The organism is Tenacibaculum pacificus (assembly GCF_027941775.1).
Lineage (GTDB): Bacteria > Bacteroidota > Bacteroidia > Flavobacteriales > Flavobacteriaceae > Polaribacter > Polaribacter pacificus_A.
On the sequence record NZ_CP115917.1, the window covers coordinates 618399 to 637814 of the forward strand.

The 19416-nt window shown below is 30.4% G+C and carries 16 protein-coding genes, 1 tRNA gene and 1 pseudogene; 5 read left to right on the forward strand and 13 right to left on the reverse strand.

Translation table 11 applies throughout. From position 1 onward, the window contains the following. Positions 1-137 precede the first annotated feature (137 nt). Positions 138-572 carry a DUF4293 domain-containing protein gene (locus PG913_RS02815; protein WP_271231531.1) on the reverse strand — a complete coding sequence of 145 codons (435 nt, stop codon included), beginning with the start codon at positions 570-572 and terminating at the stop codon, positions 138-140. Positions 573-777: 205 nt separating this feature from the next. Here PG913_RS02815 and rho point away from each other — a divergent pair, with 205 nt between their 5' ends. Continuing rightward, entirely contained in the window at positions 778-2535 is a 1758-nt protein-coding gene (gene rho / locus PG913_RS02820) for a transcription termination factor Rho (protein WP_271231532.1), read from the forward strand. A 51-nt stretch (positions 2536-2586) separates the two neighbouring features. Here rho and PG913_RS02825 read toward each other — a convergent pair whose 3' ends face one another. From PG913_RS02825 to PG913_RS12860, 4 genes and pseudogenes are all read right to left on the reverse strand, one after another. Then, positions 2587-3135 (reverse strand): 5-formyltetrahydrofolate cyclo-ligase, encoded by a 549-nt coding sequence (locus PG913_RS02825; RefSeq protein WP_271231533.1) that lies wholly within the window; start codon positions 3133-3135, stop codon positions 2587-2589. A 2-nt stretch (positions 3136-3137) separates the two neighbouring features. Then, positions 3138-3504, reverse strand: a pseudogene (locus PG913_RS02830) (MmcQ/YjbR family DNA-binding protein). Then, entirely contained in the window at positions 3501-3881 is a 381-nt protein-coding gene (locus PG913_RS12855) for a DUF4230 domain-containing protein (protein ID WP_333780810.1), read from the reverse strand. Before PG913_RS12855 ends, PG913_RS02830 begins: the two are co-directional and overlap by 4 nt. 26 nt (positions 3882-3907) lie before the next feature. Next, positions 3908-4117, reverse strand: coding sequence for a hypothetical protein (locus PG913_RS12860; RefSeq protein ID WP_333780782.1), 210 nt, complete (start codon positions 4115-4117; stop codon positions 3908-3910). Positions 4118-4240: 123 nt separating this feature from the next. On the opposite strand from PG913_RS12860, the gene PG913_RS02840 reads away from it, so the two are divergent. After that, positions 4241-6490 carry a DUF6851 domain-containing protein gene (locus tag PG913_RS02840; RefSeq protein WP_271231534.1) on the forward strand — a complete coding sequence of 750 codons (2250 nt, stop codon included), beginning with the start codon at positions 4241-4243 and terminating at the stop codon, positions 6488-6490. Between the two features lie 34 nt (positions 6491-6524). On the opposite strand, the gene PG913_RS02845 is transcribed toward PG913_RS02840, so the two are convergent. After that, positions 6525-6599: transfer RNA gene (locus PG913_RS02845), tRNA-Pro, on the reverse strand. A 186-nt stretch (positions 6600-6785) separates the two neighbouring features. On the opposite strand from PG913_RS02845, the gene trxB reads away from it, so the two are divergent. Further along, the gene (gene trxB / locus PG913_RS02850; RefSeq protein WP_271231535.1) at positions 6786-7724 is read left to right on the forward strand and encodes a thioredoxin-disulfide reductase; all 939 of its coding nucleotides are present in this window, start codon (positions 6786-6788) and stop codon (positions 7722-7724) included. Between the two features lie 216 nt (positions 7725-7940). On the opposite strand, the gene PG913_RS02855 is transcribed toward trxB, so the two are convergent. From PG913_RS02855 to PG913_RS02885, 7 genes are all read right to left on the reverse strand, one after another. After that, on the reverse strand, positions 7941-8777 hold the full coding sequence (locus tag PG913_RS02855; RefSeq protein WP_271231536.1) for a hypothetical protein: 837 nt from the start codon (positions 8775-8777) through the stop codon (positions 7941-7943). Between the two features lie 16 nt (positions 8778-8793). Beyond that, positions 8794-9921, reverse strand: coding sequence for a M14 family metallopeptidase (locus PG913_RS02860; RefSeq protein ID WP_271231537.1), 1128 nt, complete (start codon positions 9919-9921; stop codon positions 8794-8796). Between the two features lie 164 nt (positions 9922-10085). Beyond that, complete coding sequence (locus tag PG913_RS02865) at positions 10086-10727, reverse strand: peroxiredoxin (RefSeq protein ID WP_271231538.1); 642 nt, start codon at positions 10725-10727, stop codon at positions 10086-10088. Between the two features lie 290 nt (positions 10728-11017). Then, the gene (locus tag PG913_RS02870; protein WP_271231539.1) at positions 11018-12814 is read right to left on the reverse strand and encodes an acyl-CoA dehydrogenase family protein; all 1797 of its coding nucleotides are present in this window, start codon (positions 12812-12814) and stop codon (positions 11018-11020) included. A gap of 19 nt (positions 12815-12833) precedes the next feature. Beyond that, on the reverse strand, positions 12834-14024 hold the full coding sequence (locus PG913_RS02875; protein ID WP_271231540.1) for an acetyl-CoA C-acyltransferase: 1191 nt from the start codon (positions 14022-14024) through the stop codon (positions 12834-12836). 26 nt (positions 14025-14050) lie between these two features. Further along, positions 14051-16456, reverse strand: coding sequence for a 3-hydroxyacyl-CoA dehydrogenase/enoyl-CoA hydratase family protein (locus PG913_RS02880; RefSeq protein ID WP_271231541.1), 2406 nt, complete (start codon positions 16454-16456; stop codon positions 14051-14053). 36 nt (positions 16457-16492) lie between these two features. Next, positions 16493-16927, reverse strand: coding sequence for a MarR family winged helix-turn-helix transcriptional regulator (locus tag PG913_RS02885; protein WP_271231542.1), 435 nt, complete (start codon positions 16925-16927; stop codon positions 16493-16495). Between the two features lie 201 nt (positions 16928-17128). Between PG913_RS02885 and PG913_RS02890 the strand changes: the two genes are divergently transcribed. Further along, positions 17129-18058 carry an ABC transporter ATP-binding protein gene (locus PG913_RS02890; protein ID WP_271231543.1) on the forward strand — a complete coding sequence of 310 codons (930 nt, stop codon included), beginning with the start codon at positions 17129-17131 and terminating at the stop codon, positions 18056-18058. A gap of 4 nt (positions 18059-18062) precedes the next feature. Beyond that, positions 18063-19382 (forward strand): ABC transporter permease, encoded by a 1320-nt coding sequence (locus PG913_RS02895; protein WP_271231544.1) that lies wholly within the window; start codon positions 18063-18065, stop codon positions 19380-19382. Positions 19383-19416: the final 34 nt, after the last annotated feature.

Sequence of the window (19416 nt, forward strand, 5' to 3'; positions counted from 1 at the left end):
AAAATAGGGTTAACCCTATTTTATTTAAGATTTATTTAACATTTCTTACGTGTGTTAAAACCGATGTGTACCAAAAATAAAAAACCGAGATCAAAGATCTCGGTTTTTTTCGCACTAAATATACTAATATGTTAGGTTTATCGTAATCTGTCTACAGATTTTACAAGATCTTCATCCTTCTTGATGGCTTTATTTGCTAAAACTAACAGCAAAATAACAATAACAGGAAAAAACATCCCAATACCTTTCTCAGAAACTAGCGCTTCTCCAGATAATGTTTGTGACAAATATATTAATATCCCTAATAAAAAAAGATTAATCAATATGTTTAAACGCCCTAAAACAAACTGTAACTGACGGTTTTTAAATAAAAACAATGTTACTATTGATAGTAAAGCGGAAATAAAAAATAATACTGGAGTTATTTTTTCTAAAATAGAAACTCCTGAAAATAAGTCTATAATATAAATAGGTGTATTAGTTTTCGAAGTCCAAAGACTACAAATAACAGTTAAGCCTGCAGAAATAATTGCTGCAATTAATATATATATAGATTGTTTTCTTTGTATCATGTTTATTATTAGATAGCAAATGTAATATTTATTTTTTTAAAAAGAAATATTACAAGTTAAATTATTTGTATATATTTGTCAAACAAGTATAAATACCTGCACAAAAAAATTATATAGTCCCTATATAATTGAAATCATATAAAAACTTAAATACAATTCAATCCTTTTATTTAAAGAAGGGTTACATAACTTAATTATTTTACGAATGCTCGAGATTTCAGAATTAAAAACTAAAAAATTAATAGACTTACAAGTAATTGCAAAAACTATAGGTTTAACTAAAGTAAGTCAATTAAAAAAATTAGATTTGGTTTATAAAATTTTAGATGCACAAGCGGAAGCTAGCGCTAATCAACCTAAGCCTATTACTGAAAAACCAAAGAGAAGAAGAATAGAAAAACCAGAAGAAGTAACTAAAGAAACTGTTGTAGAAAAAGTAGCAGCTGTTGAGGTTAAGGTTAAAGAGGAAAAAAAACCTATCGTTAAAACAACATCAGTTGTTTCTAATAAAGAAGTAGAGAAAACAGAAATAGTTACAGAAGCAGTTGAAACTATTGAAAAAAAGATTCAAGTAGTTGGTAAAGATGTGGTTGTTAAAGAACCTAATGTTGCTAAAAACCCAAAATTAGTTGTTAAAAAACCTGCTCCAAGACCAAGACCAAGAGCAGAAGTAGAAGCAGCTAAAAAGACAGTTCCAAGACCAAGAGCAGCAGTTGAAGCAGCTAAAAAGACAGTTCCAAGACCAAGAGCAGCGGTTGAGGCAGCTAAAAAACCACAACATAAAAATCAGAATCAAAATAAACCACAACATAAAAGTGGTAATAAATATAGAGATCCTGATTTTGAATTTGATGGTATTATAGAAAGTGAAGGAGTATTAGAAATGATGCCAGACGGTTATGGTTTCTTACGCTCATCAGATTATAGTTATTTATCATCACCAGATGATATTTATGTTTCTCAATCTCAAATTAAATTATTTGGATTAAAAACTGGAGATACCGTACTAGGTAATGTACGTCCGCCGAAAGAAGGTGAAAAATACTTTCCTTTAATTAGAGTGTCAAAAATTAACGGTTTAAATCCTAATATTGTTCGTGATAGAGTTTCTTTTGAACATTTAACACCGTTGTTTTCAGATGAAAAATTTAACCTTGCTGAAAGAGGAAGTTCTTTATCAACAAGAATAATTGATTTATTTTCTCCGATAGGAAAAGGGCAACGTGGTATGATTGTATCACAACCAAAAACAGGTAAAACAATGTTATTAAAGGATGTGGCAAATGCAATTGCTGCAAATCATCCTGAAGTATACCAAATTGTTTTATTAATTGATGAAAGACCTGAAGAAGTTACTGATATGAAGCGTAATGTTCGTGGAGAAGTAGTTGCTTCTACTTTTGATGAACCTGCCGATAAACACGTTCGTGTTGCGAATATCGTTTTAGAAAAAGCAAAACGTTTAGTAGAATGTGGGCACGATGTCGTTATTTTATTAGATTCAATTACACGTTTGGCAAGAGCTTACAATACAGTTGCACCGGCTTCAGGTAAAATTTTATCAGGAGGTATTGACGCTAATGCTTTGCATAAACCAAAACGTTTCTTTGGGGCGGCTCGTAATATTGAAAATGGTGGTTCGTTAACAATTATAGCAACGGCACTTACTGAAACTGGTTCTAAAATGGATGAAGTTATCTTTGAAGAATTTAAAGGAACTGGTAATATGGAATTACAATTAGATCGTAATATTTCTAATCGTAGAATTTATCCAGCTATTGATTTAATTAAATCTAGTACTCGTAGAGATGATTTATTATTAGATCCGAAAACAGTAAAACGTATGTGGGTGTTGCGTAAATATTTAGCAGATATGAATCCTGTGGAAGCAATGACGTTTATTAATGACAGAATTAGACTTTCTAAAAATAACGATGAATTTTTAATTTCGATGAACGGATAGTTTATTGAAATCAGTTATAAAATTAAAAATCCCGCATAATTGCGGGGTTTTTTATATAGGAAATATAATATTATTAAGTGGAATATCATAATTATTAGAATCTGTAATTTCAGTAATAGGTTCAAAAAAATTAAGCCCAATAGTAATTATGTCTTTCTTACAATTTGATAAAAAACGATCGTAAAATCCTTTTCCATAGCCGACACGATAATTTTGTTTATCAGAAATTAAAAGCGGAACAAAAACTAAATCAATATTTTTAACCTCAAATTTTTTGGCGTTTATAGGTTCAGGAATTCCGTATTTACTAATTTCTAAAGTAGTGTTTTTATCAAAAATAGAATGCTCTAAAGTGTTATCAGAAAAATTACTTTTACTAATAATTATTGTTTTATTTAAGCTTCTCAAATAATCAATAATAGGGTAGGTGTCAATTTCTTTTTGATTTTTAATCGATAAAAAAACATGTATATTCTGAATATTTGAAAAATCGATATCAAAAATTTGCTTATAAATATTTTTTTCAAAAGTATGAATTTCTTTTTCTGATAAACTTTTTCTTTTCTCTTTATAGATGTTACGAAGTGCTGTTTTATTCATAATTATAATAGATGAAGTTCTTTTTGTGCTTTTTTTGTCAAACCTTTAATTACTAAATTATAAGAATGATTTATTAATTCAACGATAAATGCATCAGAAATAGTCGTATTTATTAAAACTGTATTCCAATGTTTTTTATTCATATGCCAACCAGGAAGTATGTTTTCAATGTTCAGCGCGAAGTTCTAAAGACCATTTAGGGTTGCATTTTAAATTTATTTTAGCTTCGCCTTGTTCCCAATGATTTAGGTTTGTTAAAACAAACATTTTATCCATCACTTTAAAAACAAGTGTTACATCATCAAAAGGAAAATGTTCGGTAACTCCTTTTTTAGCAATACAATAATTACGAAGCTGTTCTATATTCATTCGTTTAATAATTTTTTATCTGGCTCAGGTAATTTTAAAGATGAATAATCTAATTCCCATCCAATAGTTTCTACTAGGTTTTCCATTAAATTAATCGCTTCTAAAGCTTCTTTATTGGCAGTTTGCATTAAGTTACTTTCGGGTATTTTTTGAAGAATATGTTCTTTCGCTTCTTTATTTACCTTTGTTAAATCTTCTGAGCTAAATTTATTTAATAACCCATTTTGAATATCGTAAAAGCGTAAGTTTGGTTCTACGGATAAAACTTCTGGTTGTGGAAATTCAGATATAATTAATGCTTTGTTTTTTGTATCGGTATACATTTTAATTTTCTTGAAATCAAAACCAATATGAACTTTGGCATTAATTAAAATAATAGCCTTCTTTTTACTTGTAAATAAACCTAAAAATTTTTCTTTAGAATTTTCAACTGATGATAAATTTCAGCAAATTCTCCTTCTACAGTAATAAGTTTTGAAACTTTTTTGATTTTATCTAACAATACTACAGATTGTTTTTCAGTGATATGTTTTCTATTTACTGAAGAAAATTTTTGTAAAATAAAATAAGAAATAATTGTACCAGCTATTAAACCTAAAAAAAGTAATTCCATAACTACAAAATTACGTAAAACAAAACAAATTAGTAATTAGTTGTATAATTTATAATGAAGATTATTTTTATTAAAACAATAAAAAAGTGGTACATTTATTTTTCAATTTTTAACTTTATTATAATGAAAAAGCTTCTTTTTTATAGTAAAATACTTCTTTTTTTAACTGTATTTTCTTTAAAAACAATCACTGCACAAAGGTTATCAGGATTTAAATTTCCTGAAAAATCTAAGAATTTAACATTAGAAGATAATAAAAAAGAAGATCACTCAATAGCTAGACTTTGGAATGAAGAGTTGTTAAAAGCTATTAGAAGTGATTATGCACGTCCAACAGTTCATGCACGAAATTTATTTCACGTAAGTGTAGCTATGTATGATGCTTGGTCAGTTTATAATGATGTTGCTAAACCTTATTTAGTAGGGAATTCTGTAGAAGGATTTAAAGTTGAGTTAAAAGATTTTATTTCGAATGAAGAAACTGATATCAGTATAAAAAAAACCATCAGTTATGCTGCTTATAGATTATTAAAGCATCGTTTTAAAAACTCTCCAAATTCAGAAGTTACTTTATTATCTATAAATAAATTAATGGAATCCTTAGGTTATGATATTAGTATTATTTCTACTGATTATTCAAAAGGAAATCCGGCTTTTTTGGGTAATTATATTGCTGATAATATTATAAAATTCGGATTGCAAGATGGTTCAAATGAACAAAATCAATATGAAAACTTGCATTATAATCCAGCTAATAATCCATTAGTACCAAATTCACCAGGAAATCCATTGATAAGTAATCCTAATAGATGGCAGCCATTATCATTAGAAATTAATATTGATCAAAGCGGTAATGTAACAGGAGAAGGTACTACTGATTTTTTAAGTCCAGAATGGGGAAATGTAGTTTCTTTTGCTTTATCTGATAAAAATTTAACAAGTTATAGTCGAAATTCAAATACTTATAATGTTTATCACGATCCAGGTCGTCCACCATATATAGGAAATGATAAAAATGAATCGGACATTTATAAATGGGGATTTTCATTAGTATCTGTTTGGCAGTCGCATTTAAATTCTGATGATAATGTTTTATGGGATATTTCGCCAAAATCATTAGGGAATGTTTCTTTAGATGATTATCCTCAAAATTTTGAAGATTATAATAAATTTTATAATCTTTTAGAAGGTGGAGATATAAGTAAAGGCTATGATAATAACCCTATAACAGGAGAGATTTATGAGGAACAATATGTGTCAAGAGGTGATTATGCTAGAGTATTAGCCGAGTTTTGGGCAGATGGTCCAGATTCTGAAACACCACCAGGTCATTGGTTTACAATACTTAATTATGTAAGTGATAATCCATTATTAGAAAAAAAGTTTGAAGGAAAAGGAGAAATAGTAAGTGACTTAGAATGGGATTTAAAAACCTATTTTACTTTAGGTGCTGCAATGCACGATTCAGCTATTTCTGCATGGAGTGTTAAAGGTTGGTATGATTATATAAGACCTATATCTGCAATTCGTTATATGGCAAATCAAGGGCAAAGTACTGATGTAGATTTGCCAAATTATAATAAAAATGGTATAAATTTAATACCTAATTATATTGAAGTTGTTACAAACTCAGACCCTTTATATTTAGAAAACTTAAGTAATTTAGGTAAAATAAAATTATATACTTGGAAAGGTCATAATTTTATTGATAATCCTGATACTGATGTTGCGGGTGTAGGTTGGATTTTGGCAGAAAACTGGATGCCTTATCAACGACCTTCTTTTGTTACTCCACCTTTTGCAGGTTATGTTTCTGGGCATTCTACATATTCAAGAGCTGCGGCAGAAATAATAACATTATTAACAGGATCTGAATTTTTTCCTGGAGGATTAGGGGAATTTGTTGCTAAGAAGAATGAGTTTTTAGTTTTTGAAGAAGGACCAAGTAAAGATATTGTATTGCAGTGGGCAACTTATAAAGATGCTTCTGATCAATGTAGTTTATCAAGGATTTGGGGAGGAATTCATCCGCCAATGGATGATATTCCTGGTAGAATTATTGGTAAAAAAGTAGGTGTTGATGTTTTTAATAAAGCCATAACTTATTTTCAAGGAAATAATAATGAAAATACTTTAGAAGAAAGTAAAACGATAGTGTATCCAAACCCAATAATAAGTAATCAAGAAATTAAGATAACGAATATGAATGTACATTCAAGTATTCAATTACTTGATTTAAATGGTAAAGAAATTAAAGTAGTAACTTATTTTAATAGTATTTCAAACACACTTTTTGTAAGTACAGATAATTTATCTAGTGGATTTTATTTTTTAAAAGAAGGAAGCAGTGTTTGGAAGGTTGTTATAAAATAAAAAAAGTTCAGATTTAAAATCTGAACTTTTTTAGTCGGGGTGGCAGGATTCGAACCTGCGACCTCCTCGTCCCAAACGAGGCGCGATGACCGGGCTACGCTACACCCCGTACGGTTATCAGTTTGCAAATCTACAACAAATAAATAGATCTGCAACAAAAAAATAAAAAAAATATTATTTTTTTTTCAACACTAAAAATAACTTTCATTTATTGTGTAATAATTAAAATATATATTAAAAGAAGATATTAGATGTCAAAAAAAATTACATTTGTAGTACCAAAAAATTTTAGATGATGGCAGAAAAAATTAAATGTTTAATTATTGGTTCAGGACCAGCAGGATATACAGCTGCAATATACGCTGCAAGAGCAGATATGAAACCTGTTATGTATACAGGTATGCAAATGGGAGGGCAGTTAACAACAACAACTGAAGTTGATAACTTTCCTGGTTATGCAAATGGAACAGATGGAACTGCAATGATGAACGATTTACAAAAACAAGCAGAGCGTTTTGGCACTGAAGTTCGTTTTGGAATGGTTACAAAAGTTGATTTAAGTACCGAAGTAGGAGGTATTCATAAAGTAATTGTTGATGAATCTATTGAAATAGAAGCAGAAACAGTTATTATATCAACAGGAGCAACTGCTAAATATTTAGGCTTAGAAAGTGAACAACGTTTAATTGGTGGTGGAGTTTCGGCTTGTGCTACTTGTGATGGTTTTTTCTATAAAGGGCAAGATGTAGTAGTAGTAGGTGCTGGTGATACAGCTGCCGAAGAAGCAACTTATTTAGCTAATATTTGTAATAAAGTTACTTTATTAGTTAGAAAAGATTATATGAGAGCTTCTAAAGCAATGCAACATAGAGTTGAAAAAACTCAAAATATTGAGGTATTATATAATACTGAAATAGATGAGGTTTTAGGTGATAAAGTAGTTGAGGGTGTTCGTGCGATTAATAATCAAACAAAAGATACAACAGAAATTCCTGTAACAGGTGTTTTTATTGCTATTGGACACAAACCTAATTCTGATTTATTTAAAGGTGTTTTAAATATGGATGAAGTTGGGTATTTAATTACCGAAGGAAAATCGACTAAAACAAATTTACCAGGTGTTTTTGCCGCTGGTGATATTCAAGATAAAGAATACCGTCAAGCAGTAACAGCAGCAGGTTCAGGTTGTATGGCAGCTTTAGATGCTGAACGTTATTTAGGTGCTTTAGAATAAATAGCAATATCTTTTAAAACATAAAAGAGCGTTTACATATTTTGTAAACGCTCTTTTTTATTAGATATTTTTATGAGAAATATTTTGGGCGTTACCCAAGGGTCGCGCTTTCGCTACTCGCTTTTTTTATTTTTTTAGAAGAAAAAAACAAAAAAGAGCTCAAACAAACCGCTCTATCGCTAACGCAAATACAATAGTTATTTAAAAATATAGCTATTATTTTTTATTATTAAAAGCATCCCAATAATTTGATAGGTAGATATTTATTTTATCAAAATCATTTTTATCAAGAATATTATTAAGGGCTTCGATATATTCAAAAAATTCATTTAAATAATCTTCTTTTAAGCCATTTAAACTTGGTGAATAACAGCTATCACTATCTAAAGCATATTTAAATTCTTCCATCAATTTTTCAAGAAATAAAAGTTTGTTTTCTTGAATATAATCAGAAAGACCATTTTCTAATAAATCTTCAAATTGTTCACTTCCGTGTTGCCCGCAACAGGTTATTAATCGAGCAATCGCAAGAGAACAAGTTTCTTTGTTCCATCCGTATTGTTCAATAAGTTCTTCCATATCGCCTCCCTGATTTACTTCGTGGTCTAAATCGCAGGTTCTTAAAAAGTTGATATATTCGGGCATCCATTTTTTATCTTTACTAACTAATGATAAAATAGCTTCTGTTCCTAACGGATTTTCGCAATCTTCCCAAATTCTCGAATCATATTCGCCGTCGTCAGTTACTTTAAGGTATTTAATTGTTGCTGATGATAAAGTATTGTATTTTCTTACTTCATTAAAAAGTGCTTTTTCATCAATAAATAATACTTTTGACGTATCATTTTCATCAATTAAGTTAATATTGAAACTAAATTGATATATTTTATGTTTCTTTTTTAAATCAATAATTAATGCTGTTAATTCTGATAAAATAGTTTCGATATCATTTTCACTTATTAATACTGTATTTGATTTTTTATCAAAAATAAACTCACCTTTTAATTTAGCATTATCATTTATTTCATAATTTATTTTAAAAGTAGTTTTCATAGTTTTGTTTTATCGTTTAGTTTTTTCCTGATAAAAATTTTTCTAAAGCTGTTAAAAAAGAAGCTCCTAAAACTTCCGAACGCTCTGCCGACCATCCTTTTTCTAAATCAGGAATAGCATCATTATCTTTAAAAGGCATTTCTAAGGTAAAAGACAATGTTTTAAAAAGTTCGCCGATTTGTTTAGAGCAAACACCTAAATTTGCTTGATTTGGTAAGCTGTTTTTATATTTATAAGTATCTTGAAATTCAGGAGTTACCGCCATCCATTCATTTTTAAAGCGAATTTCTTCGGATAAAATTTTATCAGTAATACTAGGGATTCCTTGTAAACTAGTTACAAAACTATATGGAATAGCTTCATCACCATGAACATCTAATAAAAAATCTAAACCAGTTTCTTGCATTTTTTGTTTGCAGTAAAAAACTTCAGGTTCTGTATTTTTATTAGGATTTTCCCAAACACGATTATAGTTTATTCCTAAGGTATTTACTCGTAAGTTTCCTGCTATACATCCATCAATATTCATGTTTGGAATCAGATAAAAACAACAGTTTGTTAATAATTTATCAATAGTTGTATCTTTTAAAACAAAACGATTTACAATTCCATTCATAAACCACTCTGCCATACTTTCACCAGGATGCTGACGTGCAATAATCCAGATGTTTTTTTTATCGGGACTAGGTGTTCCAAATTGTAGTAGTTCAATAGTTTTTTTATTGATTGTTTCGCCTAAAATAGTAGTCGTACATAAAGGACTTTTACTGGCCGTTGCTACTAAATCAAGATGTTGCTGATAAGTAAAAGGAGTAAAGTAGGCAAAACTCACTTCGGTTTGTGTAGGTGTAATACTAAAATAAAGTTTACCGTTTTTATATTCGGTGTTTTGTAAACGAAACCAATTTTTAGCATCATAAGAAGCGTTAGTTTTATAGTTGTCCCAACCATCAGGAAATGCACTTTCGTTCGCATTTTCAATACAAAAATTATAAGTGTTGCCAATTATAGCATCGGTAATTTTAAAATTAAACCACTGAAAAAAATCAGAATTAGTGTCTTTACGTATTTTTAATTGTGTTGTGTTTTTTTGCTGTGATACAACTATAATATTACCTGCATCAAAATTTGATGTAATTTGCATAGGTTGTTTTTTGAATTAAAAAGAAATTGTTACTTAACGACTATAACTATTCTTACAAATTTAATGTTTTGTTTTTTATGTGGAGAATCACTTTTATAAAAAAACACCTTACAAATTGTAAAGTGTTTTTTATTGATGTTTATTGTAATTAATAGAAGTACTATTTAATCTAAATTTGGTTGTGGAGTCATTCTTAAATAAGGTTTAACTTCTGTGTATCCTTTAGGAAAAATCGCAGGAATATCAGCAGTTGCAATTGCTGGTACAACTACACAATCATCACCATTATTCCAGTTTGCAGGTGTTGCAACTTTATGGTTTGCTGTTAATTGTAACGAGTCAATTACTCTTAATAATTCATCAAAATTTCTACCAGTAGAAGCAGGGTAGGTAATCGTTAATTTAACTTTTTTATCTGTTCCAATAACAAATACAGATCTAACGGTAAGTTGATTATCTGCATTAGGATGTATCATGTCATATAACATGGCTACTTTTTTATCTTCATCAGCAATAATAGGAAAGTTAACAGTCGTATTTTGAGTTTCGTTAATATCTTTAACCCATCCGTTATGAGAATCAAGTCCATCAACACTTAAAGCTGCTACTTTAACATTTCTTTTGTCAAATTCTGCTTTATATTTTGCAACAGTACCTAATTCAGTAGTACATACAGGAGTATAATCTGCAGGGTGTGAAAATAAAATTCCCCAATTATCACCAAGCCAATTATGGAAATTTATTTCTCCTTCTGTTGTTTGTGCTGTAAAGTTTGGAGCTTCATCTCCTAATTTAATTGTACTCATTTTTTTTTAGTTTTTATTTGAAAGATACTATTCTTTTTTATTTGGATAGTTACTTATTTAATGCATCTAATTTAGTAAATAAAAATGAAATAGAACCTCTATAAAAGCTTTTGTAACTAGCTTTTAAAGCTAAAATAATGTTAAAAATAAATATAAAATTAATTGATTTTAAAAGTATTTTGAGCTAATAAAAAAAGGTTGTCAAATTTTGACAACCTTTTAAACAAACAACTAAATTCTACAGTTATGACATTATAGAAAATTTTGTAATTAATTATAGTATTTTATAATTAGAAGCAGTATTTATTTTCTGCTTTTAATTTTTCAGCAATCATGTTACGTAATCCAATTACATTTGGCTGATTTGCATATTTTGTAAAACGTTTTAATCCCATTAACATCATACGTTGTTCATCACCTTCAGCAAAAGAAACAATTCCTTCTTTAGCATTTTTGATGATAATATCTACCGCATTATATAAATATAATTGAGACATTGCAATTTGTTCTTTTTGAGAATCTTCTCCAAAACGTTTTGCATTTTTTTCAGTTCTTAAAATAGCAGATTCTGCCATATAAGTTTCAATTAAAATATTAGAAGCAGCAGTTAACAATTGTTGATGTTCTTCTAATTCTGTTCCAAATTTTTGAATTGCAGATCCTGCAACCATCAAGAATACTTTCTTTAATTTAGCAACTATTTGTTTTTCTTCAGAAAATAATTCAGAATAATCAGGTGTATCAAAAGAAGGAATACCTAATAATTCTTCACCAACAGCCATCGCAGGGTTTAATAAATCTACATGACCTTTCATTGCTTTTTTAACTAACATTCCAACAGAAAGTAATCTGTTAATTTCGTTTGTTCCTTCATAAATACGAGCGATACGAGCATCTCTCCAAGCAGATTCCATAGGAGTTTCTTCCGAGAATCCCATACCTCCAAAAATTTGAATTCCTTCATCAGCACAAGCTTGTACATCTTCAGAAACAGCCACTTTTAAAATAGAACATTCAATAGCATATTCTTCAACACCTTTTAATTCAGCTTCTTGATGTGTGTTTCCTTCAGCTTCACGTAAAGCAATTCTATCTTCAATGTTTTTAGCAGCTCTGTATGATGCAGATTCTCCTACATATGCATTAGTTGCCATTTCTGCTAATTTCATTTTGATAGCACCAAATTCAGAAATAGCCGTTTTAAATTGTTTACGCTCGTTTGCGTAGTTTACAGCAATACTTGTTACTCTTCTTTGAGAATCTAAACAAGCAGCGGCTAATTTAATACGACCAATATTTAAGGCATTCATGGCAATTTTAAAACCATTTCCTCTTGCCGATAACATATTTTCGATAGGCACAATCGTATCATTATAAAATACTTGACGAGTAGAAGAAGCACGAATTCCTAATTTGTGTTCTTCTTCACCTAAAGTAATTCCGTTTGCATTGTTTTTATCATATTCAACAATAAAACCAGTAATATTTTTATCATCTTCGATACGAGCAAAAACAATCATAATGTTACAAAAACCTGCGTTTGAAATCCACATTTTTTGTCCGTTTAACTTATAATGCGTTCCATCTTCCGATAGGGTAGCAGTAGTTTTTCCTGAATTAGCATCAGATCCGGCACCTGGTTCTGTTAAACAGTAAGCACCAAACCATTCTCCTGTTGCTAATTTTGGAACATATTTTTGTTTTTGAGCTTCAGTTCCGTACAAAGTAATTGGCATAGTTCCAATACCTGTGTGTGCACCAAAAGCAGTACTAAAAGAACCTGTTCCGCTTGAAATATAATCACAAGTTAACGTGGTAGAAATAAATCCCATTCCTAATCCGCCATAAGCTTCAGGAACAGAAACACCTAAGAAACCTAATTCTCCAGCTTTACGCATAACTTCTTCGGTTAAGGCGTAATCTTTTGCTTCAAAACGAGCTTTATGAGGCATAATTTCACGGTCGTTAAATTCACTAACCGCTTCTTTCATCATTTTTTGCTCTTCGGTAAAATCTTCAGGAGTAAAAACATCTTCACATTTTGTTTCTTTTACTAGAAATTGACCTCCTCTTAATAAATCTGCCATTTTTTGTTTTTTTTAGTTATTAGTTTAAGAATTCGAAAATACCTGCAGCACCTTGTCCCGTACCTACGCACATAGTTACCATACCGTATTTTCCTTGCATATTACGCTTGCGCATTTCATCGAATAATTGAACAGATAATTTAGCACCTGTACAACCTAACGGATGTCCTAATGCAATTGCACCACCATTTACGTTTATGATGTCTGCATCTAATCCTAATTCACGAATTACTGCTAAAGATTGTGAAGCAAAAGCTTCGTTTAACTCAATTAAGCTAATATCTTCTTGTTTTAATCCTGCTTGTTTTAATGCTTTTGGAATTGCAGCAACTGGACCAATTCCCATAATTCTAGGAGGTACACCAGCAGCGGCATAACTTACCATACGAGCAATTGGTTTGATGTTTAATTCTTTTACCATTTCTTCGCTCATCACCATAACAAAGGCAGCACCATCACTTGTTTGTGATGAGTTACCAGCAGTTACACTTCCGTTTGTAGCAAATACAGGACGTAAACGTTCTAAACCAGCAATGTTAGATCCTTTACGAGGTCCTTCATCTTTTGTTACTGTATATTTTCTTGTAGCTTTTTTTCCGTTTTCATCTACATAAGTTTCTTCAACTTCAATAGGAACTATTTGATCTTGAAAACGATTTTCAGCTTGTGCTCTTAAAGCTTTTAAATGTGAGTTTAAAGCAAATTCATCTTGATCTTTACGAGAAATATTATACTTTTCAGCAACCGCTTCCGCAGTATTTCCCATTCCCCAATAATAATCTGCATGACCGTCAGCAACTAAATCGTAATTTAATTCTGGTTTAAATCCTGTCATAGGTACAGAACTCATACTTTCAGCACCACCAGCAATAATACATTCTGCCATTCCTGACTGTATTTTAGCTACTGCCATACCAATTGTTTCTAATCCTGATGAACAAAAACGATTTACGGTTACTCCAGGAATGTCATCAATTTTTAATCCCATTAAAGAAATTAAACGTGCCATGTTTAAACCTTGTGATCCTTCAGGCATTGCGTTACCAACAATTACATCGTCAATACGTGTTTTATCAAAATCAGGTAACTGTTCCATTAAATATTCAATGGTTTCCGCAGCTAGTTCATCGGCTCTTTTAAAGCGAAATGCACCTCTTTTTGATTTTCCAATAGCGGTTCTATATCCTTGTACTATATATGCTGTTTTCATTTTTTTCTGATGTTTTAGAGTGAAGTTTAGTTACGTAATGGTTTTCCTGTTTTCAACATATGTTGAATACGTTCTAACGTTTTACGTTCTGTTGTTAAACTTAAAAAGGCTTCACGTTCGAGGTTTAATAAATACTGTTCAGAAACTTTTGTTGGTTCTGATAAATCTCCACCAGCCATTACGTAGGCTAACTTGTTTGCAATTTTCTGATCGTGTTCTGATATAAATCTACTTGCATACATAGAATCAGTAGCAACCATAAAAGCACCTAAGGCTTGTTTACCTAAAACTAAAACATCTTTACGAGAAGTTGGTTGTGTATAACCAGCTTCAGCCATTAATATGGCGTGTTTTTTAGCTTCGGCAATTTGACGATCTCTGTTTACAACAACAACATCTTTTCCTTTTTGTAATAAACCTAAATCGTATGCTTCGTAAGCTGAGGTACTTACTTTTGCCATACCAATAGTTAAGAAATATTCTTGCAATACGTTCAACTGAACATCTCCTGTACGGAAAGTATCTGAGGCACGTAAAGCCATTTCTTTAGAACCACCACCTCCAGGGATAACTCCAACACCAAACTCGACTAATCCCATATAGGTTTCAGCAGTGGCAACAACTTTATCAGCATGTAATGATAATTCACATCCACCACCTAAAGCCATACCGTGAGGAGCTGAAATTGTAGGAATTGAAGAATAACGCATACGCATCATGGTATCTTGAAAATACTTGATAGCCATATTTAATTCGTCATATTCTTGTTCAACAGCCATCATAAATATCATTCCAATATTTGCTCCAACCGAAAAATTTGCGCCTTGGTTACCAACTACTAATCCTTGAAAATCTTTTTCAGCTAAATCAATTGCTTTGTTTAATCCTGCTAAAACATCACCACCAATAGTGTTCATTTTAGATTGAAATTCACAATTTAAAATTCCATCACCTAAATCTTCAATAACAACCCCTGAGTTTTTAAATACTTCGTTTGTTTTTCTGATATTATCTAAAATGATAAATGAATCTTGACCTGGTTTTTTAGTTTGAGTTTTACTTGGAACATCATAAAAATAAGTAGCGCCTTCTTTAATAGTATAAAAAGAGGTTTGACCATTTGCTAACATTTCAGTAATCCAAGTAGCAGGTTCTTTACCTTCTGCTTTCATTAATTCGATACCTTCTTGAACACCTACGGCATCCCAAATTTCGAAAGGACCATTTTCCCAACCGAAACCTGCTTTCATAGCATCGTCAATTTTATATAATTCATCAGAAATTTCTGGAATTCTATTTTGAACATACGCAAACATTGCTGCGAAGTTTTTACGGTAAAATTCTCCCGCTTTATCTTTTCCGCCAACTAACACTTTAAATCTGTCAATTGGTTTGTCTATTGTTTTTGTTAATTCTAAAGTAGCAAATTTTGCACGTTTTTTAGAACGATATTCCATCGTTTCTAAATCTAAGGTCAAAATTTCTTTTTTCCCTTCAGCGTTTACAACTTTTTTATAAAAACCTTGTTTAGTTTTACTTCCTAACCATTTATTTTCCATCATTGTATCGATGAAATCAGGTAGTTTAAATAAATCGTGTGCTTCGTCGTTTGGGCAGTTTTCGTAAATACCGTTTGCAACGTGTACTAAAGTATCTAAACCAACAACATCAACAGTTCTAAAAGTTGCCGATTTTGGACGACCAATTACAGGACCTGTTAATTTATCAACCTCTTCAACGGTTAAACCTAATTCTTTTACTTGATGAAATAAAGATTGAATTCCGAAGATTCCAATTCTATTTCCAATAAAAGCAGGAGTATCTTTAGCTAAAACTGAAGTTTTTCCTAAAAATTTAGAACCATAATCCATTAAGAAATCAGTAACTTCTTGTTTACAATCAGGACCAGGAACAACTTCAAATAATTTTAAATAACGTGGAGGATTAAAAAAGTGAGTTACAGCAAAATGTTGTTGAAAATCTTCGCTTCTTCCTTCGTTCATAAACTTGATAGGAATACCAGAAGTGTTTGAAGAAATAATAGTACCAGGAGTACGGTATTTTTCTAGTTTTTCAAAAACGATTTTTTTAATATCTAATCGCTCAACAACAACTTCCATAATCCAATCTACATCGGCAACCTTTGAAATATCGTCATCTAAATTACCAGTGGTAATTCTTTCGGCGAATTTTTGAGAATAAATTGGCGATGGTTTCGATTTTAAAGAAGCACTTAAAGCGTCATTAACCAAACGATTACGAACAGCTTTATCTTCTAACGTTAGTCCTTTTGCTTTTTCTTTGTCGTTTAGTTCTCTAGGAACAATGTCTAATAATAAGACTTCAACGCCAATGTTTGCAAAATGACGTACAATACCACTTCCCATAATACCCGAACCGATAATTGCTACTTTTTTAATTCTTCTAGTCATTTGTTTTTTGGTTTTATACAGCTTTTTTTATTGGTATCAATATACCATCTTTTCTGTAATAAGTTTGTTTATGGTTGTTGTTACTTTAAAAAAAAGATTTAACTCTTCTTCTGTAAGGTGTTTTTTTACTTCATTATTAAATTGATATACATGTCCTTTTGAAATTTCACGCATTTCTTTACCATAATCAGTAAGTTTAATGATTACGCTTCTGCCATCATTTGGGTTTTTTTCTCTGTATATAATTTCTTTGTCTTCCATTGTTTTTAGTAAACGAGAAAGACTCGTTGGTTCCATTCCCATTAGTGGACCTAATGCGGTTGAAGGAGTTCCTGTTTCGAAATCGATATTCAACAAAACAAAAGCAGTTGACATTGTACTATCATGCTTTGCAGCTTGTTCGTTGTACATTTTTGCAACAGCTTGCCAAGTGGCTCTTAGTTGATGATCTATTGATTTATTTTTATCCATGTGAGCCAAAGATATAGAATTTTATTATGCATGCATAGTATTTTTAATAAAAAGTTATGCATGCATAGTAAATTTAACATTAAATTAAAGTGTAACGTTTGGAGTAAACTTGTTACTAATAAGTATAAAAATATGTAATTTTGTCATTATTGGTTTTTGAAAAAGAACAGTAAATCAACTACAAAATCAACTATAAAAAGAATGAGTAATTTATTAGAAATTAAAAATGTAGTAAAACGTTATGGCGATTATACTGCATTAAACGATGTTTCACTATCAATACCTAAAGGAAGTGTTTTTGGTTTACTTGGACCTAACGGAGCAGGAAAAACATCTTTGATTAGAATTATAAATCAAATAACCGTACCTGATAGTGGTGAAGTTATTTTAGATGGCGAAAAATTAGCACCACATCATATAGAATACATTGGATATTTACCTGAAGAAAGAGGTTTGTATAAATCGATGAAAGTAGGTGAACAAGCTTTGTACTTGGCTCAGTTGAAAGGAATGACTAAATCCGAAGCAAAAAAACGCCTTAAATATTGGTTCGATAAATTTGAAATAACTACTTGGTGGGATAAAAAATTAGAAGAGCTATCAAAAGGAATGGCGCAAAAAGTACAATTTATTGTTACGGTTTTACATCAGCCTAAATTATTAATTTTTGATGAGCCTTTTTCTGGTTTCGATCCAATTAACGCACAATTAATCGCCAAAGAAATTTTACAATTGCGAGATGAAGGCGCTACGATTATTTTTTCAACCCACAGAATGGAATCGGTAGAAGAAATGTGTGATGAAATTGCATTGATTCATAAATCGAATAAAATATTAGACGGTAAATTAGATGATATCAAACGTCAGTTTAGAACAAATACGTTTCAAGTAGGTTTAAATACAGTAAATCCGAATGAAGTATCATCAAAATTAAAAGAAAATTTTAAGGTTTTTCCTGCGGATTTTAAATTGTTAAATGATGGTTTAAAATTAAAAGTACAATTAACCCAAGGAAATTCTGCAAACGATTTGTTATCATTTTTAACCACCCAAGGACAGGTGCAACATTTTGTAGAATTAATACCAAGTGCTAACGATATTTTTATTGAGTCAATACGTAAAAACAGCTAAAAAAATGAACAAGTTAAAATTAATTATAGCACGAGAATTTAAAGCTAAAGTTAAAAATAAATCGTTTATTATGATGACTTTTTTAAGTCCTCTAATAATGATTGCTATGATGGCATTGGTTGTTTTTTTGATGAAACAAAATGATCAGAAAATTAAAGAAATTGTTTATGTAGATAATTCAGGTGTTTTTTCTAAAGATAATTTTAAAGATACTGAAACCATAAAATATCAAGATTTTACAAAATTAGGTATAGAAGAAACTAAAAAGAAAGTTGAAGAAGGAAATCATTTTGGGGTTTTATTTATACCCAAGCAAGATAGTTTAGAATTATTAGCAAAATCTGTTGAATTTTACTCAAAAGATACACCAGGTTTAACTACTATAGAAAACATAGAACGCAACGTAAATACCCATTTACGTAATTTAAAAATGAAGGAATTAGGCATCGATTTAGAAAAAATTAAAGCCACAAAAATTTCTTCGGATATAAAAATGTATAATTTTTCTGGTGAAAAATCTTCAAAAATGATTAACAATATGAAGATTGGAGTAGGAACGATTGCAGGATATTTGCTGATGATGTTTATGATTTTGTACGGAACATCGGTTATGCGTAGTGTTATCGAAGAAAAAACAAGTAGAATTGTTGAGGTTATTGTTTCATCAGTAAAACCATTTCAATTAATGTTGGGTAAAATTATCGGAAACGGAGCTGCTGGATTATTACAGTTTTTTATCTGGGGAATTTTATTATTAATAGGTGTTGTTGGGGTTTCTTTATTTATCGGAATTGATACTTCACAAGTTTTTTCACAAGATATTGATGTTGATCAAGTGGCAAAAATGCAAGAATTAATGGGGAATAAAGCCGGGTTATTTTTAGAAATTAGAAAATTACCTTGGTTTACTTTATTTTTCTTATTCATATTTTATTTCTTAGGAGGCTATATGTTGTATAGTTCATTATTTGCTGCAGTTGGTGCTGCAGTTGATAACGAAACAGATACACAACAATTTATGATGCCAATAATGCTACCGTTAATGTTAGCGGTTTATGTTGGTGCATTTACGGTAATTAACGACCCACATGGACCTGTGTCTATTATTTTTTCATATATCCCTTTAACATCGCCAATAGTTATGTTAATGCGTGTGCCATTCGGAGTTGCTTGGTGGGAAATTGCTTTATCAATGTTATTATTAGTACTTACTTTTATTGTGATTGTTTGGATTGCTGCAAAAATTTACAGAGTAGGTATTTTAATGTATGGTAAAAAACCAACCTATAAAGATTTATGGAAGTGGATTCGTTATAATGGGTAAATAATAGTAGATATAGTATCAAACAAAAAAAGTA

Bases quoted from the DNA above. Each gene is read 5' to 3' on its own strand.
- PG913_RS02885 (WP_271231542.1), bottom strand. From the start codon at position 16,927: ATGGATAAAAATAAATCAATAGATCATCAACTAAGAGCCACTTGGCAA.
- PG913_RS02840 (WP_271231534.1), top strand. From the start codon at position 4,241: ATGAAAAAGCTTCTTTTTTATAGTAAAATACTTCTTTTTTTAACTGTA.
- PG913_RS02870 (WP_271231539.1), bottom strand. From the start codon at position 12,814: ATGGCAGATTTATTAAGAGGAGGTCAATTTCTAGTAAAAGAAACAAAA.
- PG913_RS12860 (WP_333780782.1), bottom strand. From the start codon at position 4,117: ATGGAATTACTTTTTTTAGGTTTAATAGCTGGTACAATTATTTCTTAT.
- rho (WP_271231532.1), top strand. From the start codon at position 778: ATGCTCGAGATTTCAGAATTAAAAACTAAAAAATTAATAGACTTACAA.
- PG913_RS02890 (WP_271231543.1), top strand. From the start codon at position 17,129: ATGAGTAATTTATTAGAAATTAAAAATGTAGTAAAACGTTATGGCGAT.
- PG913_RS02880 (WP_271231541.1), bottom strand. From the start codon at position 16,456: ATGACTAGAAGAATTAAAAAAGTAGCAATTATCGGTTCGGGTATTATG.
- PG913_RS02895 (WP_271231544.1), top strand. From the start codon at position 18,063: ATGAACAAGTTAAAATTAATTATAGCACGAGAATTTAAAGCTAAAGTT.
- PG913_RS02855 (WP_271231536.1), bottom strand. From the start codon at position 8,777: ATGAAAACTACTTTTAAAATAAATTATGAAATAAATGATAATGCTAAA.
- PG913_RS02865 (WP_271231538.1), bottom strand. From the start codon at position 10,727: ATGAGTACAATTAAATTAGGAGATGAAGCTCCAAACTTTACAGCACAA.
- trxB (WP_271231535.1), top strand. From the start codon at position 6,786: ATGGCAGAAAAAATTAAATGTTTAATTATTGGTTCAGGACCAGCAGGA.
- PG913_RS02815 (WP_271231531.1), bottom strand. From the start codon at position 572: ATGATACAAAGAAAACAATCTATATATATATTAATTGCAGCAATTATT.
- PG913_RS02875 (WP_271231540.1), bottom strand. From the start codon at position 14,024: ATGAAAACAGCATATATAGTACAAGGATATAGAACCGCTATTGGAAAA.
- PG913_RS02860 (WP_271231537.1), bottom strand. From the start codon at position 9,921: ATGCAAATTACATCAAATTTTGATGCAGGTAATATTATAGTTGTATCA.
- PG913_RS02825 (WP_271231533.1), bottom strand. From the start codon at position 3,135: ATGAATAAAACAGCACTTCGTAACATCTATAAAGAGAAAAGAAAAAGT.